Annotated in this window: 14 protein-coding genes; 11 read left to right on the top strand and 3 right to left on the bottom strand. The window is 60.7% G+C overall.

Annotated features, from left to right (window positions below):
* The first annotated feature begins 7 nt into the window (after positions 1–7).
* Positions 8–1,867 (top strand): DUF3857 domain-containing transglutaminase family protein, encoded by a 1,860-nt coding sequence (locus tag FPT15_RS18250; RefSeq protein WP_145163417.1) that lies wholly within the window; start codon positions 8–10, stop codon positions 1,865–1,867.
* Between the two features lie 179 nt (positions 1,868–2,046).
* Here FPT15_RS18250 and FPT15_RS18245 read toward each other — a convergent pair whose 3' ends face one another.
* Positions 2,047–2,940 carry a LysR family transcriptional regulator gene (locus tag FPT15_RS18245; protein WP_145163415.1) on the bottom strand — a complete coding sequence of 298 codons (894 nt, stop codon included), beginning with the start codon at positions 2,938–2,940 and terminating at the stop codon, positions 2,047–2,049.
* A 155-nt stretch (positions 2,941–3,095) separates the two neighbouring features.
* Here FPT15_RS18245 and FPT15_RS18240 point away from each other — a divergent pair, with 155 nt between their 5' ends.
* The 6 genes from FPT15_RS18240 (at position 3,096) to FPT15_RS18210 (ending at position 11,011) form a co-directional block, all read left to right on the top strand.
* A complete protein-coding gene (locus FPT15_RS18240) occupies positions 3,096–4,742 on the top strand; it encodes a GMC family oxidoreductase (protein WP_145163413.1) in 1,647 nt (548 codons plus the stop codon).
* Between the two features lie 102 nt (positions 4,743–4,844).
* Positions 4,845–6,467, top strand: coding sequence for an MFS transporter (locus FPT15_RS18235; protein ID WP_145163411.1), 1,623 nt, complete (start codon positions 4,845–4,847; stop codon positions 6,465–6,467).
* Positions 6,468–6,691: 224 nt separating this feature from the next.
* Complete coding sequence (locus FPT15_RS18225; protein WP_145163409.1) at positions 6,692–8,641, top strand: DNA topoisomerase III; 1,950 nt, start codon at positions 6,692–6,694, stop codon at positions 8,639–8,641.
* A 132-nt stretch (positions 8,642–8,773) separates the two neighbouring features.
* On the top strand, positions 8,774–9,214 hold the full coding sequence (locus FPT15_RS18220; RefSeq protein ID WP_145163407.1) for a CBS domain-containing protein: 441 nt from the start codon (positions 8,774–8,776) through the stop codon (positions 9,212–9,214).
* A gap of 8 nt (positions 9,215–9,222) precedes the next feature.
* On the top strand, positions 9,223–10,071 hold the full coding sequence (locus tag FPT15_RS18215; protein ID WP_145163405.1) for an NAD-dependent protein deacetylase: 849 nt from the start codon (positions 9,223–9,225) through the stop codon (positions 10,069–10,071).
* A 610-nt stretch (positions 10,072–10,681) separates the two neighbouring features.
* On the top strand, positions 10,682–11,011 hold the full coding sequence (locus tag FPT15_RS18210) for a hypothetical protein (protein WP_106579931.1): 330 nt from the start codon (positions 10,682–10,684) through the stop codon (positions 11,009–11,011).
* 121 nt (positions 11,012–11,132) lie between these two features.
* Here the strand turns inward: FPT15_RS18210 and FPT15_RS18205 are convergent, their stop codons facing one another.
* Positions 11,133–12,035: a LysR family transcriptional regulator gene (locus tag FPT15_RS18205; RefSeq protein ID WP_145163403.1), complete on the bottom strand. Its 903-nt coding sequence runs from the start codon at positions 12,033–12,035 to the stop codon at positions 11,133–11,135.
* 188 nt (positions 12,036–12,223) lie between these two features.
* Here FPT15_RS18205 and FPT15_RS18200 point away from each other — a divergent pair, with 188 nt between their 5' ends.
* The 3 genes from FPT15_RS18200 to FPT15_RS18190 are packed head-to-tail and all read left to right on the top strand — an operon-like array spanning position 12,224 to position 14,806.
* Positions 12,224–12,922, top strand: coding sequence for a CoA transferase subunit A (locus FPT15_RS18200; RefSeq protein WP_145163401.1), 699 nt, complete (start codon positions 12,224–12,226; stop codon positions 12,920–12,922).
* 31 nt (positions 12,923–12,953) lie between these two features.
* Positions 12,954–13,613 (top strand): CoA transferase subunit B, encoded by a 660-nt coding sequence (locus FPT15_RS18195; protein WP_017135011.1) that lies wholly within the window; start codon positions 12,954–12,956, stop codon positions 13,611–13,613.
* A gap of 11 nt (positions 13,614–13,624) precedes the next feature.
* Positions 13,625–14,806 carry an acetyl-CoA C-acetyltransferase gene (locus tag FPT15_RS18190; RefSeq protein WP_145163399.1) on the top strand — a complete coding sequence of 394 codons (1,182 nt, stop codon included), beginning with the start codon at positions 13,625–13,627 and terminating at the stop codon, positions 14,804–14,806.
* 222 nt (positions 14,807–15,028) lie between these two features.
* Here FPT15_RS18190 and FPT15_RS18185 read toward each other — a convergent pair whose 3' ends face one another.
* The gene (locus FPT15_RS18185) at positions 15,029–16,114 is read right to left on the bottom strand and encodes a DUF1615 domain-containing protein (RefSeq protein ID WP_145163397.1); all 1,086 of its coding nucleotides are present in this window, start codon (positions 16,112–16,114) and stop codon (positions 15,029–15,031) included.
* A 146-nt stretch (positions 16,115–16,260) separates the two neighbouring features.
* On the opposite strand from FPT15_RS18185, the gene FPT15_RS18180 reads away from it, so the two are divergent.
* Complete coding sequence (locus FPT15_RS18180) at positions 16,261–16,875, top strand: LysE family translocator (protein ID WP_145163395.1); 615 nt, start codon at positions 16,261–16,263, stop codon at positions 16,873–16,875.
* Positions 16,876–16,993 lie beyond the last annotated feature (118 nt).

The raw sequence follows: 16,993 nt of genomic DNA, 5'->3' as shown, positions 1-16,993 counted from the left end.
GGCGCCAATGCACCGTTTTCCGTTTCACCGCTCTTTGATTGTCATCAGCCTGGGGCTGGTTACCCATTCTGTTAACGCCGCCCTGCAACCCATGGCCGAAGCCCCGCTGGCCAGTGACACCGAGCTGCATTGCCACTTCAACCGCGACGCCAGCACCGACTGCACCACCACCCAGCACTACACGATCCTCACACCCAACGGCCGCGAAATGCTCTCGCGCATTGACTTCGATTACGCCGAAGGCGACACCTTCGAGGTGATCAGCGCCCAGTCCACCCAGCCTGGCGCCAAGCCGGTCGCGCTGGACGCCGCACAAATCGACACGCGCACCGCGCCCAACCCGGACCAGGGTTTCAGCCGCGACAAGCAGACCTCCCTGGCCTTCCCGAACCTGCGCGTGGGCACACAGATTCGCTACACCGTGCGCGAACATCGCGCGGCCAAACCGCTGGTGAGTCAGTTTCACTATGCCCTCACCTTCGGCCCCAGCGCGTTCCGTCGCGACCACGTCAAGGCGCGCTTTACCGCCGAACGGCCGATCCTGTGGCGCAGTGAGCTGTTCGACGGTTTCACCGTAACCCCGTCGGCCAATGGCAAGACGTTGGACGTGGTGCAAAAAGCCCCGACCTACCTCTACTACATCAACGAATTGTCCAGCGCTGCGCTACAGCGCATTCCGCGCCTGGAAGTGGGCAGCACTGTGGATCGCCAGGCTTACTTCGGTGATTTTGCCCAGCGCTACAACCAGATACTTGCCGCCAGGCTGCCTGCGCAAGCCGCCGCCGCTGTGGCCGCGGCCAGCGGCCTGGCGCCGGCGGAACAGGTCGCCGCGCTGATGCAGCACATCAACGATCACTACCGCTACCTGGGCGACTGGCGCGCGACAGAGCGTGGCTACGTGCCGTTCAACCTCGCGGAAATCGAGCAGCACGGCTACGGCGATTGCAAAGACCTCGCGATCCTGCTGACGGCGATGCTCAAGGCCAGCGGCATCAAGGCTGAAACCGCCTGGGTCAGCCGCGGCGACGTGGCGTACGCCTTGTTGATCCCCGGCACCAACGCACCGAACCACGCGATCGTGCGCGCCGAAGTGGACGGCCAGGTGTGGTGGCTCGACCCGACCAACCCGGTGTTTGCCCCAGGCCAGACCTTGCCCGACATCCAGGACCGCTGGGTGCTGGTCAACAACGCTCAGGGCCAGGTGCGCGAAGAACAGATCCCGCTGGAGCGCCCCGAAACCACTCTGCGTCTGGACAAACAGGTGCACTTTGACAAACAGGGCAATGGTGCCACCCAGGCGACCATCACCTTCGGCCGCCTGCCGCTGATGCAAATGAGCGTGGCTGACCGCCAACAAGGCACCACCGCCACCGACCAGAACCTCTGCGCGCATTTTGGCAACGAGATCAGCGACTGCCAGATCACCCGCCAACCCACGACCTTTGTGGTGCACGACGGCTACACCGTCCGCGCCACCCTGAACGACCAGCGTGCCCTGGAAAAACTCGCGAATGACTACGTCTATACCGATGAGTCACTCAAAGGGCGCTGGGATGGCTTCATCAACTACCGCCGTCACCATCAACAGGCCGACCTGTACCTGGGCAACCCGCAGACCTACGACTACAGCTTCACGCTGACCGGCGGCAAGATGGAAAAAGCCATCCCCGGCTGCCAGGTGCGCTCGCCGTGGTACGACCTGGACCTGGACGGCAAGCGCACGGACGACGGGCTGCGGTATCACTATCGCCTGAGCCAGAAAACGCATTGGCTGACCCACGCCGAGGTCGCCAGCGAAGCGTTTGGCAAAATGATTGACGAGGCGCGGGCATGTGCCGAGCAGGTGCATCAGGTGGTGAAGCTCTGAAGGCAGCGTCAACGCAAATGCAATGTGGAAACTGGCTTGTGTGGGAGCTGGCTTGCCTGCGATGGCAGCAACTGGTTATGCCTGATCTACCGAGGCGTCTGCATCGCAGGCAAGCCAGCGCCCACATTTGGATCTCATGCCATCAGAGGGATGCTGTGTTGCAGGCTGATCCGGTTTCTTCAGCTGGATTCGCCAAGCAGCAACCCCTGCTCCCTTGCGCACAACTCCACCACGTAATCCCACAACACCCGCAGCCGCACTGACTTGTGCAGCTCCCGGCGCGAGCTGATCCAGTAGCTGCGCTGAATGCCCTCCGCCGGCAGCAGCGCCACCAGGTCCGGGTCACCCGCCGCCATAAAGCACGGCAACACAGCGATGCCCAACCCCGAGCGCGCCGCCTGGTGCTGGGCGATCACGCTGGTGCTGTGGAACACCACTTTGGGGTTGCGGCAGAAGCTGCTGAGGAATTTGAGTTCCTGGCTGAACAGCAGGTCATCGACGTAATCGATCCATGCATGCACGGCGAGGTCTTCGCGCTTTTCAATCGGCGGGTTGCGGTCCAGATACGCGCGGCTGGCGTACAGCGCGAGGCGGTAGTCGGTGAGTTTGCGCGTGACAAGTTGGTCGACGCTGGGGCGTTCGAGGTGAATGCTGATTTCCGCTTCCCGGTTGAGAATGCTGACGAAGCGCGGCACGGCCACCAGTTCGACTTCCAAACCTGGGTAGCGGTCAAACAGCCCACCCATGCGGCTGGCAAGAAACATCACGCCCAACCCTTCGGCCACGCCGAGGCGGATCTTGCCCAGGGGCGCAGCGGAATGGGTGAGTTCGTCTTCGGCCAGCAACGCGACGTTTTCCATGGCCTCGGCGTGTTTGAGCAAGGCTTCACCGGACGGCGTCAGCTCGTAGCCCTGCGCGTGCTGCACAAAAAGCGCAGTCCCCAGGCTCTTTTCGATGGCCTCGATATGCCGGGCGACAGTGGCGTGCGTGGTTTTCAGGCGCTGGGCCGCGGTGAGCAAGCGGCCGCTGCGTTGCAATTCGAGAAAAAACCGCAGGTCATTCCAGTCGAACATATCGCCTCCCTTGCGTGGACAGTCAGCAGCTGCGCTCATCGCAGTGGCTATAGGCACTGTTTAAAAACGCACAGCAGCTGGGTAAAAACTAACATTTTTAAGACGAAAACTAACAACTAGGATGGAGCCAATAAGAAAAACAAGCGAGACCTCAGATGCCCATTGCAGCTGCTGAATACGATTACGTGGTAGTAGGCGCCGGCCCCGCAGGCTGCCTGCTGGCCAATCGACTGTCCGCCAACCCCGCCCACCGCGTGCTGCTGCTCGAAGCTGGCGGCCGCGACAATTACCCCTGGATTCATATTCCCGTCGGCTACCTGTTCTGCATCGGTAACCCGCGTACCGACTGGTGCTTCAAGACCGAAGCCCAGGAAGGCCTGCAAGGCCGTGCGTTGAGTTACCCGCGCGGCAAGGTGCTGGGCGGCTGCTCGTCGATCAACGGCATGATCTACATGCGCGGTCAGGCCCAGGATTACGACGGCTGGGCCGCCGAGGGCAACCCGGGCTGGGCCTGGAAAGACGTGCTGCCACTGTTCAAGCAAAGCGAAAACCACTTCGCCGGCGGTTCGGAATTTCACAGCGACGGCGGTGAGTGGCGCGTTGAGCAACAGCGCCTGCACTGGCCGATCCTGGATGCCTTTCGCGATGCTGCGGCGCAAAGCGGCATCGCGCCGATCAGCGATTTCAACCGGGGCGATAACGAGGGCTGCGGCTACTTCCAGGTCAATCAGAAGGCCGGCGTGCGCTGGAATGCGGCCAAGGCGTTTCTCAAGCCGATCCGCCAGCGGCCCAATCTCACCGTGCTGACCGAGGTCGAAGTGGAGCGCGTGGTGCTGGAAAACGGCCGAGCCTCCCAGGTGCTCGGGCGTCAAAACGGCCAGCAGATGAGCTGGAAAGCGCGCAAGGAAATCGTACTGTGCGCAGGCTCCGTGGGCTCGCCGGGCATCCTGCAACGCTCGGGGATCGGCCCTTCCAATGTGCTCAAACCATTGGGCATCGACGTGGTGCATGAGCTGCCCGGCGTGGGCGGCAACCTGCAGGATCACCTGCAACTGCGCCTGATCTACAAACTGGAAAACGCGCGCACCCTGAACCAGATCGCGGGCACCCTGTTGGGCAAAATGGGCATGGGCTTGCGCTACCTGTATGACCGCAGCGGCCCGCTGTCGATGGCGCCCAGCCAGCTCGGCGCGTTTGCCCGCTCCGGCCCGGAACAGACCTCAGCCAACCTTGAATACCATGTGCAGCCGCTGTCACTGGAGCGTTTTGGCGAACCCTTGCATGCGTTCCCGGCGTTTACCGCTTCGGTCTGCGACCTGCGCCCGCAAAGCCGCGGCCGTATCGACATCCGTTCGGCCAACCCGGCAGATGCGCCGTTGATTCGGCCCAACTACCTCAGCCATCCGCAGGATTTGCGCGTGGCCGCCGACGCGATTCGCCTGACCCGCCGCATCGTCGCCGCGCCAGCCTTGAGCCAGTTCAAGCCGGTGGAATACCTGCCGGGCGATTCATTGCAGACCGAAGCGGAACTGCACGAAGCCACCGCGCGTATCGGCACGACGATTTTCCATCCGGTGGGCACCTGCCGCATGGGCAGCGACAAAGACGCCGTGGTCGATGCCCAACTGCGCGTACATGGCGTGCCGGGTTTGCGCATCGCCGATGCCTCAGTGATGCCACGCATCACGTCGGGTAACACCTGCTCACCTACACTGATGATTGCGGAGAAGGCTGCGCAGTTGATCCTTTCGCCGAACACAAGGAATCTTGCCCCGGAAAGAGAAATGACCACACCCGCGTGACCTGCAGGCGTCCGGCTGGCCGGCGCCTGCACAGAGACAACCGGCGCCGAGGTTGGCGCCGACAGTGGAACAACAATAAATAATCACTGTGAGGGTTACCCGATGTCAGAACATGCTCAACCCCTGGGCTCGGCCGTTCGTGCGAGCACCGGCAGCGAATCAAGAAAAGTCATCTTCGCCTCGTCTCTGGGGACGGTGTTCGAGTGGTATGACTTTTTCCTCTACGGCGCTCTGGCGGCCGTGATCAGCAAACAGTTCTTTGCCGGGGTCAATGACACCACCGCGTTCATCTTTGCCTTGATGGCCTTTGCGGCCGGCTTCGTGGTGCGGCCGTTCGGCGCGCTGGTATTTGGTCGCCTGGGTGACATGATCGGACGCAAGTACACCTTTCTCGTCACCATCATCCTGATGGGCGTGGCCACATTTTGTGTCGGGCTGTTGCCGACCTACGCCAGCATCGGCATTGCCGCGCCGGTCATCCTGATCGTGCTGCGCACGTTGCAAGGCCTGGCGTTGGGCGGTGAGTACGGCGGCGCAGCCACCTATGTGGCCGAGCACGCGCCGGCCGGCAAACGCGGCCTGCACACCAGCTGGATTCAATCCACCGCCACCCTCGGCCTGCTGCTGTCGCTGCTGGTGGTGCTGGCTTGCCGTTACTTCACCGGCGACCAGTTTGAAGTGTGGGGCTGGCGGATTCCGTTCCTGTTTTCCATCGTGCTGCTGGGCATTTCCACCTGGATCCGCATGAGCCTGCACGAGTCGCCGGCGTTTTTGAAAATGAAAGAGGAAGGCAAGGCCAGCAAATCGCCGATCCGCGAGTCGTTCGGCAAATGGGAAAACCTCAAGGTGGTGCTGATCGCGCTGTTCAGCATCAACGGCGGGCAGGCAGTGACGTTCTACGCGGCGCAGTTCTATGTGCTGTTCTTCCTCACCCAATTCCTGAAAATGGACCCGGCGCTGGCCAACATGCTTTTGATTATCAGCGTGGTGATCGGCGCGCCGTTCTTTATTCTGTTTGGCTGGCTGTCTGACAAAATCGGGCGCAAACCGGTGCTGATGCTCGGTCTGCTGCTGGCTACCGCCCTGTACTTCCCGATCTTCAAGGGCCTGGCGCATTACACCAACCCGGCGATGGACCAGGCCAGCCATCAGGCGCCGATTACCGTGCTGGCCGACCCGGCCACGTGCACCTTTCAGTTCGACCCGGTGGGCAAGGCGCGCTTTGACAGCCCGTGCGACAAGGTCAAGACCTTCCTGGTCAAGCAAGGCCTGCCGTACAGCAGTTCTGCGGCCCCGGCCGGCAGCCCGGTGCAGGTAAGCGTGGGTGACGTGCGCATCGACGGTTTCGACGAAGCGGCCCTGCGCGGTGCGGTGACACTCGCCGGCTACCCGTCTTCGGCGGATGTGGCTCAGGTCAACAAGGTCATGGTGGTGGTGCTGATCGTGGTGCTGATCCTGATCGCCGCCATGTGCTACGGCCCATTGGCAGCGTTGATGGTGGAACTGTTCCCGACGCGTATCCGCTACACCTCGATGTCGCTGCCCTATCACATCGGTAACGGCTGGTTTGGCGGCTTCCTGCCGACTGTGTCATTTGCCCTGGTGGTGTACACCGGCGACATTTTCTATGGCCTGTGGTACCCGGTGGTGGTGACTGGCGTGAGTCTGATCGTGGGGTTGTTCTGCCTCAAAGAAACCCGAAATGTGGACATCAATAACAACTGATCTTCAAGACGCCTAAGACCCCTTGTGGGAGCGGGCTTGCCCGCGAAGGCGGTGTGCCAGTCGACACATTCGTTGACTGAGCCACCGCTTTCGCGAGCAAGCCCGCTCCCACTTTCGTGTTGTGGCACTCACACACTTTGCTGTACATCCATACAGATAATGGTTGCTCAAATCCCTCTGACTCAGCATCCTGCAAGGCATCAACCCGATCTGACGTGATGACCATGCGGCTGTACCTCTGTGAAAAACCCTCCCAGGCCAAAGATATCGCGGCCGTGCTCGGCGCCAGCCGGCGCGGCGACGGTTGCTGGCTGGGCAATGGGGTCACAGTCACCTGGTGCATCGGTCACCTGCTGGAAACCGCCCCGCCCGATGCCTACGACGCCAAATACAAGCGCTGGGTGCTGGCCGATCTGCCGATCGTCCCGGAAAAATGGAAGATGCAGGTCAAGCCCAAGACCGCCAGCCAATACAAGGCGGTCAAGCGTTTACTGGGAGAAGCCCAGGACCTGGTGATCGCCACCGACGCCGACCGTGAGGGCGAGATGATCGCCCGGGAGCTGGTCGAGCACTGCCGTTATCGCGGGCCGATCCAGCGGCTATGGCTGTCGGCGCTGGATGACGCCTCCATTCGCAAAGCCCTGGCCGCGCTCAAGCCGGGCGCCGAAACCTTCAGCCTGTATCACTCGGCGCTGGGTCGCTCGCGCGCCGACTGGCTGATCGGCATGAACATGAGCCGTCTATTTACCTTGCTCGGGCGCCAATCCGGCTATCAAGGCGTGTTGCCGGTGGGCCGGGTGCAAACGCCAACCTTGCGCCTGGTGGTGGACCGCGACCGCAGCATCGCCGACTTTGTGCCGGTGGCTTATTGGGCCATCGATGTCGATCTGCGCCATGAGCGCATGACCTTCACCGCCCAATGGCGCGCCACGGATGATGCGTGTGACGACCAGGGCCGCTGCCTTAACCCGCAGTTGGCCCGCGACGCTGCCGATGCCATGCGCAACGCCGCCACTGCGCGGCTGGTGAAGTTGCGCACCGAGCGCATGCGCGAGGTGGCGCCCCTGCCCTTCGATCTGGGTACCCTGCAGGAAATCTGTTCCAAAAAACTGGGGCTCGGTGCCCAGGAAACCCTGGATATCGCCCAGTCACTCTACGAAACCCACAAGGTCATCACCTACCCACGCAGTGATTGCGGCTACCTGCCGTTGAGCCAGCACGGTGACGCGCCGAAGATTTTAGCTGCGCTGGGGCGTGCGGACCCGGCAGTGAACGAGCTGATGCCGCACATCGATCCCCAGCGCCGTTCGCGGGCCTGGAACGACGCCAAGGTCAGCGCGCACCACGGCATCATTCCCACCGGGGCCGGTAAGGATGTGGTGCAGCTCACTGGTAAATACCGTGCGGTCTACACCCTGATTCGCGCACGTTACCTGGCGCAGTTCCTGCCTAACCATGAATACGATCGCACCCAGGCGGATTTCGACTGCGCAGGCCAAGCGTTGCGCGCAGTCGGCAAGGTTGTCATCGAGCCAGGCTGGAAACGCGCGTTGCCCGAAGCACTGGCCCCGGCAAAGGGGCGCGAGGCACCCGCGCCGCAAGCCTTGCCGACGCTGATGCAGGGCAAGGACTACGCGGTGGCCAAGGTCAACCTCAAAGACCTGTGGACCCAGCCGCCCAAACCCTTCACCGAAGGCGACCTGATCAAGGCCATGAAAAACGTCGCCAAGCTGGTGGAAGACCCACTGCTCAAGCAAAAACTCAAGGACACCACCGGCATCGGCACCGAGGCCACCCGCGCCGGAATTATCCAGGGGCTGCTGGACCGTGGTTACCTGGTCAAAAACGGTAAGGCACTCTCGGCCACTCTGGCCGCATTCAGCCTGATCGACGCCGTACCTCGAGCCATTGCCGACCCGGGCACCACTGCGATCTGGGAACAGGCGCTGGACATGGTGCAAAGCGGTGAAATGAGCCTGGAAGAATTCGTCGCCAAGCAGGCGGCGTGGATGAGCAAGCAAGTGGCGCGCTGCAATGGTATGCGCATGACCATCACCGGCCCGGCCAGCCCGGCAGGCCGAGGCGCCACGCCATGGAAAAAGAAGCGCAAGACGGCGCCACGCAAGACAACGGCCGGTACCAAGCGGGGGAAAAAGCCGACAAATGCCGGGTGAAAGACGAAAAAATCCAGCGAATGACGTTTTTCGACGGGTTTAACGCCGCTTTGGACCTTGCAGCCCCGTAGCCCGTCTAGGATTCTGTAAGGAACCTGCTGACTTCCTAACAACAACACCGGAGTGGCCGCCATGAAAACCGTCGCACAAGTGCTCAAAGCCAAGGACCAGAAGAACCAGGAGGTCCACACCATCAAGTCGCACCAGACGGTGATGGAGGCATTGATCCAGATGGCTGCCAAAAACGTCGGGGCCTTGCCGGTTGTGGACGAAGGCAAAGTCGTGGGGGTGATCAGTGAACGGGATTACGCACGTAAGCTGATCCTCAAGGGCCGCTCCTCTGCGACCACTGCCGTGAGTGAAATCATGAGCTCGCCAGTGATTACCGTCGATACTCACCAGAGCGTCGACAAGTGCATGAACATCATGACGGACGGTCACCTGCGCCACCTGCCCGTGGTCGAAGACGGCAAGCTGATCGGCCTGTTGTCCATCGGTGACCTGGTCAAGGAAGCCATTGCCGAGCAGGCTGATCTGATCAAACAACTGGAGCAGTACATCCGCGGCGAATAGGGGACCCCATGCTCGACACGCTGGAACATCAAGAAGACCACCTCGACACCCTGCACCGGGCGATGGCCGAACGGCGCTTTGTGGTGCTGACTGGTGCGGGCATCAGCACGTCGTCGGGCATTCCTGATTATCGCGACAGCGAAGGCGTGCGCCGGGGCAAGGCACCGATGATGTACCAGGAATTCCTGGCCACGCCGCAAGCGCGGCGCCGCTACTGGGCGCGGGCGATGCTGGGTTGGCCACGGGTGCGGGTCGCGCAGCCGAACAAGGCTCACCTGGCGCTGGCCACGCTGCAACAACGCGAACGCATCAGCGGGCTGATTACGCAGAACGTCGATACCTTGCATGACCAGGCCGGTAGCCATGATGTGATCGAGCTGCATGGCAGTTTGCATCGAGTGCTGTGCCTGGATTGCCAGCAGCGCAGCGAGCGCGATGTGATCCAGCGGGTGATGGAAGATCAGAACCCCTACCTGGCCGGCGTCGATGCCGTGCAAGCGCCCGACGGCGATACGCTGCTCGATCCTGCCTTTGAAGAACGCTTTCAAGTCCCTCACTGCCCGCACTGCAACGGCCAACGGCTGAAGCCCGATGTGGTGTTTTTTGGTGAGAACGTCGCCCAGGCCACGGCGGCCAAAGCAATGGCCGCGGTACAGCAGGCTGAGGGGTTACTGGTGGTGGGCTCTTCGCTGATGGCCTATTCGGCGTTTCGCCTGTGCAAGGCGGCGGTGGAGCAAGGCAAGCCGGTGATTGCCATCAACCTGGGCAAGACACGCGGGGATGAGCTGTTGCAGGTGAAGATCGAGGCGTCCTGCGAGTGGTTGCTGCCGTTGCTGGTCGAGCGATTGAGCCAGTAGCACCAACAATGTGAACAGGGCTGCGTGTGGGAGCGGGCTTGCTCACGAAGACGGTGCGTCAGTCAAAAGCGTTCCGGCTGCCCCACCGCCTTCGCGAGCAAGCCCGCTCCCACAGGTTTCCATACTGAATTGATGACCTCGCCCCTTCGACCAACCGCACAAAAAATGACGCCCAAGTCACGTTTTTCCGCATTCCCCCGTCCCTACAACGATTTATGTAGTGCTCGAAAAAAATAACTACATAACCGTTGACGTAACCTTTTTACCCTTGCATTATCGAGACGTCTCCCGGATCGGGAGCGTTGGTAACACGTGTTTTGAACAAGCTCGTCTGACCGCCGAGCTGTTTTTTCCGGATGTGCACTGCCCACAAGGCAGATTGATGAAGCTGACCGGCCGGCAAGGATCGGTACAAGAAGCTAAAACGCTGCTTGTCTTCGCGATGAAACCATTGCGTAGCCGCTCATCAGCAAAACTACATGCATCAGGTTCAAGACCCTGCCCGTATTCGGCAGACAGTCACTGACGCCCGGCTTTCTGAGCCGGAGACAACTAAGCAGTTTTAACGGAATCAACTGATAGATCGCCAACTGGTCAAGGGGCTTACATTATGAATCTGAACAACCAACCAACTATCGATGAATTGGCTGAGATGTTCGCAGCGCAGAAAGACACACTCGACGACCATATCCTGTGGGTCGAAAAATCGGGTCAAGTCCATATCGACTGCGTGGCGCCCCACACCCTTGAGGAAGAATTCGATAAAAATAACCGTAACCTGGCGGCGCGCCTGAAAATGTACCGCCGCGGCCAGGGTTATGTCGGCAAGAAGGCGGCTGCGGATCAAAACTTTATCGAGCAGGTATTCGACACACTTAACAATGCCTGGGCATCTTTCAAAGACAGCTCGAACGTTAAAGTAATCGACCGCTACTACTAAGTAATACTCGACCACTGTGGGCGCTGGCCCGTCGGCAATAGCGGTTTAATATTCAACGTTAATGTTGAGTTTTAATAGCCATCGCCGACGAGCCAGCGCCCACATTTGTTTTGCGTCGTAATCAAAACGATGGGAATCGGCCTTTAGCGGCTTCATCGCGAAAGATATCGAACAAGACCTGCGCAGCTGCCGACAATTCATGGCCCGGCTTGGTCAACACACCAATCGGTCGCTCGATCACCGGATCGCTCAACGTGATGCAATGGGCGCCCGCCTCTTCCATCTGTTTCGCGCACAAGGCCGGTACGGCGCTGACGCCAAGGCCATTGGCAACCATCTTGCCCACCGTCGCCAATTGATGGCTCTCCAGCGCCACCGGCAATTTCATTTGCAACGCGCCCAGGTGCTCCTCGAGCATCACCCGTACCGTGGAAGGCCGCTGCAGGGTAATGAACGGCTGCTCCAGCAAGGTTTGCCAGTCGATTTCGCTTCGCTGGGCCAACGGTGAATCTCCGGGCACTACCGCAATAAACCGGTCCAGGTACAACGGGGTGAACGCCAGTGACGAACCCTCGGACGGCTCGAACGCCACGCCCAGTTCCACCTGACGGTCACGCACCATCTCCAGCACCTGCTCGTTGATCAGGTCATGCACCGTCACGTTCACCTGCGGGTAACGAGCACGGAATATCTTCAGGATCGGTGGCAGCAAGTTGCCCGCAAACGACGGCATCGCCGCCACGGTGACCCGGCCACGCTGGAGAGTGAAACGCTGGCGCAGCTCGTCCTCGGCGTTGTCCCAATCGGCGATCAAGCGACGCGCCAGAGGTAGCAACGACTCACCTTCAGGCGTCAGCGCGACATTGCGCGTATTGCGGCTGAACAAGCGCCCACCTAAACCCTCCTCCAGCCCTTTGATGGTCAGGCTCAGCGCCGATTGAGAGAGGTGCAGGCGCTCGCAAGCAGCGGCGAAACTCAGGCTCTGGGCCACGGCGAGAAAGGCACGCATCTGTTTAACGGTCATAGGAAGCTCCACGCTGCCAGTCAAATGCTGCAAGTGAGGTTGCCGCATGTCTATGCTTTAAGTGTGCGGCTTAACGCCGATTATGCTGTTTTTCAAACCAATCAACCTTAAAAAACAACTTAACAAATCAATCCGTCGGCGCAACACTCGTGTCATTGGCTGGCCCACACACAATAAAAGAGGTGCATATGGCAGGTTTCGATAAACGCGTGGCGTCCTATGAAGAAGCACTGGCAGGCCTGGAAGACGGCATGACCGTGCTCTCCGGTGGTTTTGGTCTGTGCGGCATTCCGGAAAACCTCATCGCCGAGATCAAGCGCAAAGGCACCCGCGACTTGACGGTGGTCTCCAATAACTGCGGCGTCGACGGGTTCGGCCTCGGCGTGCTGCTGGAGCAAAAGCAGATCAGCAAAGTGATCGCCTCCTACGTCGGTGAAAACGCCCTGTTCGAGAAGCAACTGCTCAGCGGCGAAATCGAAGTGGTATTGACGCCCCAAGGCACCCTGGCAGAAAAAATGCGCGCAGGCGGTGCCGGCATCCCGGCCTTCTTCACCGCCACCGGCGTCGGCACCCCCGTCGCCGAAGGCAAGGAAACCCGCGAATTCAATGGCCGCCCCTACCTGATGGAAGAGTCCATCACCGGTGACTTCGCCATCGTCAAAGGCTGGAAAGCCGACCATTTCGGCAACGTCATCTACCGCCACACCGCCCAGAACTTCAACCCGCTGGCCGCCACCGCCGGCAGGATCACCGTGGTCGAAGTTGAAGAAATCGTCGAACCGGGCGAGCTGGACCCGGCGCAGATCCACACCCCAGGCATCTACGTCGACCGGATCATCTGCGGCACCTTCGAGAAGCGCATCGAACAGCGCACTGTCCGCAAATAATCCGCCAGCCCAAATAATAAGGAGACAAACAATGGCTCTTACCCGCGAACAAATGGCTCAACGCGTCGCACGCGAAATGCAGGACGGTTTCTACGTCAACCTCGGCATCGGCATTCCGACCCTGGTGGCCAACTACATTCCCGAAGGCATGGAAGTGATGCTGCAATCGGAAAACGGCCTGCTCGGCATGGGCCCTTTTCCGACCGAAGAAACCATCGATGCCGACATGATCAACGCCGGCAAGCAGACCGTGACGGCACGCATTGGCGCCTCGATCTTCTCCTCTGCCGAGTCCTTCGCGATGATTCGCGGCGGCCACGTCGACCTCACCGTGCTCGGCGCGTTTGAAGTGGATGTCCAAGGCAACATCGCCTCGTGGATGATTCCCGGCAAATTGGTCAAAGGCATGGGCGGCGCCATGGACCTGGTGGCCGGTGCAGAAAACATCATCGTGATCATGACCCATGCGTCCAAGGACGGTGAGTCCAAGTTGCTCAGCCAGTGCAGCCTGCCGCTGACCGGCGCCAAGTGCATCAAGCGTGTATTGACGGACCTGGCTTACCTCGAGATCGAAAATGGCGCTTTTGTCCTCAAGGAACGCGCACCTGGCGTCAGCGTTGAAGAGATTGTAAGCAAGACCGCCGGTAAACTGATCGTCCCGGACCACGTTCCAGAAATGCACTTCCAGTGAGGACAGATTCCATGCAAGACGTCGTGATTGTTGCTGCCACCCGCACCGCCGTGGGCAGCTTTCAAGGTTCGCTGGCCAGTATCCCGGCACCGGAACTGGGCGCGGCCGTGATCCGTCGCCTGCTGGAGCAGACCGGCCTGGACCCGGCTCAAGTGGATGAAGTCATCCTCGGCCAGGTACTCACCGCAGGCAGTGGCCAGAACCCTGCGCGCCAGGCCTCGATTCTCGCCGGCCTGCCCCACGCCGTACCCGCCTTGACCCTGAACAAAGTCTGCGGCTCGGGCCTCAAGGCCCTCCACTTGGGCGCCCAGGCCATCCGTTGCGGCGACGCCGAGGTCATCATTGCCGGCGGCATGGAGAACATGAGCCTGGCGCCGTACGTATTGCCTGCTGCGCGCACCGGTTTGCGCATGGGTCACGCCAAGATGATCGACAGCATGATCACCGACGGCCTGTGGGATGCGTTCAACGACTACCACATGGGCATCACCGCCGAGAACCTGGTGGACAAGTACGGCATCAGCCGTGAAGCCCAGGACGCGTTCGCCGCCGCTTCCCAGCAGAAAGCCGCTGCCGCGATTGAAGCGGGTCGGTTTGTCGATGAAATCACGCCGATCCTGATTCCCCAGCGCAAAGGCGACCCAGTGGCCTTCGCCGTGGATGAACAACCGCGCGCCGGTACCACCGCCGAATCCCTGGCCAAACTCAAACCTGCATTCAAGAAAGACGGCAGCGTCACTGCCGGCAACGCTTCCAGCCTCAACGACGGCGCCGCTGCAGTGTTGTTGATGAGTGCAGATAAGGCCAAAGCCCTCGGCCTGCCTGTGTTGGCACGTATCGCCAGCTACGCCAACGCCGGCGTCGATCCAGCCATCATGGGCATCGGCCCGGTGTCGGCCACTCGCCGCTGCCTGGACAAAGCCGGCTGGAGCCTGGGCGACCTTGACTTGATCGAAGCCAACGAAGCCTTCGCCGCGCAATCTTTGGCGGTGGGCAAAGAGCTGGAGTGGGACGCCGAGAAGGTCAACGTCAATGGCGGTGCCATCGCCATCGGCCATCCGATCGGTGCCTCGGGTTGCCGCGTGCTGGTGACCTTGCTGCATGAAATGATCAAGCGCGACGCCAAGAAAGGCCTGGCGACGCTGTGCATCGGTGGCGGCCAGGGTGTAGCCCTCGCCCTCGAGCGCAACTGATTCAAAGAGCAACATGAGAAAAGGCCCGTTGTGGCGAGCGGGCTTGCCCCGCGTTGGGCTGCGAAGCGGCCCCAGAACCAGGCACCGAGTGATGACTGACATACCGCGTTCTGCTTGACTGGGGGCTGCTTCGCAGCCCAACGCGGGGCAAGCCCGCTCGCCACAGAAAGCCCGATCGCCACAACAAGCCGCTCGCCACGACACGCCCGCCAGCGACAATAATCAGCGCTTCATGCAGCGCTGATACCGATCATCCACGCGCTTGGCGAACCACGCGGTGGTCAGGTTGCGGGTTATCTTCGGGCTTTTCAGCACGATGCCCGGCAGTATCGCCCGTGGCATTGGCTTGCCGGCCGCTTTATCAGCCAGCGCGTATACGCGTTTGTAGAGAGTGGTCTCCTCAAAGTCCAATTGCTCACCCTTCTCCAACTGGCTACGGATGGTCGGATTGCGCATGTCCAACTTGGCCCCCAGGGAGCGCACCGCCAACTCAGTGGTGCCCGGCAACAATGAGCCATAGCGAATCAAGTCGCCATCCAACGCCAGCTCGGTGCCAGTAATGCGGCTGACGGCGGCCTGGAACGCGGCATTGCGGCTGGCGTACCAACCGGCGTTGAAGTCAGCAAAGCGGTACAGCGGCTGGTCATAACTGACCGGGTAGCCCAGCAAGTGGGCGATGCCGAAATACATGCCGCCGCGCCGCGTGAAGACTTCACGGCGAATCGTGCCGTCCACTGTGTAGGGATAACCCCGGGCCTGTTTCTGTGCAAAGTCGATGCTGACTTGCATGGGGCCTGCGGTATGCACCGGGTTGAAACCGCCAAATAAGGTATTACCCAGAGGCACCACGCTGATGAAATCGTCAAAGATTCCACTCAGGTCCTTCTCCGTGCGTGCAGCACTCAAACGCTCGGCGTAGGACTTGCCGGTAGGCGAGCGCAATTGCAGTGCGCTGCGCACCACAAAGGCCGGCACATGGACCTTGCCGGCACGGCGCAGGATTTCATCCTGGGCGATCTTGCCCATGTTTGGCACCGGCGGGTCGACCTGATAGGTGGACTCTTGCTCGGTGACTGCCAGCACGGCACAGATATTTTCGGTGCTGGGGTAGATTTTCTGAGTGTCGAAGGCGGTGTAGATGTCTTGTGCCCAGCCACCACGGTCCGGCACCGTCGCCGGCAGCAGGCGCACTATCTGCGCTTTCACCTCGGCCTCGCTACGCTCCGGCTGTTGCGGACTGCGTGAAGTGGAGCAACCGGCCAGCACCAGCAACGTGGTGAGGCACAGGATCAGGCGGCTTGAATACATGGGGCTTCCTTGGGTAACGACGGGCCGGGCATTGCGGATATCGACAGGTAAGTCTAACCGGGGTTCGCCGACCTGCCGTACTCGCCAATCACAAACTAACGTGACAGGATCTGTCATCGACCATTCCTACAAGGAGTTTGAATGCCATGCTCAGTGTGAACTTCCTCGTCACCTGCCTGATCGTCGTGCTGATCCCCGGCACCGGTGTGATCTTTACCGTCTCCACCGGCCTCACCGCCGGCAAGCGCGCCAGCGTATTTGCTGCGCTGGGTTGTACCGCTGGCATCCTGCCTCACTTGCTGGCATCGGTGCTCGGCCTCTCCGCCCTGCTGCACACCAGCGCGTTGGCGTTTGAAGTGCTCAGGTATGCGGGCGTTGCCTACTTGCTCTACCTGGCCTACGCCACCTGGCGTGATCGCTCGGCCTTCGCGATGAATGACGCACCGACCGCAACCACAGCGCGCGGCCTGATGATCCGTGGTTTCCTGTTGAACATCCTCAACCCCAAACTGACAATTTTCTTCCTGGCCTTTCTGCCCCAGTTCGTTACCCCAGGCAACGTCTCGCCCGCCGTGCAAATGCTGGTACTGAGCGCAGCATTCATGGCGATGACGTTTGCGGTTTTTGTCATCTATGGCTTGTTGGCCAATGGCTTTCGCCGCGCCGTGATCGAATCGCCGCGCGTGCAGAACTGGCTGCGCCGAAGTTTTGCGGCAGCCTTTGCAGGATTGGGCTTGAACCTGGCATTTGCGCAGCGCTGACAAGGACTACCGAAACATCCCACGCAACACCCGGATAAGCTCTACAGATACCACCTGAAAACCTCGGCAAAGTCCTTCGCCTGATCACACAGCGCGAGGGATTGCAGATGGTTTTTTG

The organism is Pseudomonas sp. RGB (assembly GCF_007713445.1).
Classification (GTDB): Bacteria; Pseudomonadota; Gammaproteobacteria; order Pseudomonadales; family Pseudomonadaceae; genus Aquipseudomonas.
The sequence above is the reverse complement of the archived record's forward strand: the minus strand, read 5'-3'. Positions and strand labels throughout refer to the sequence as shown.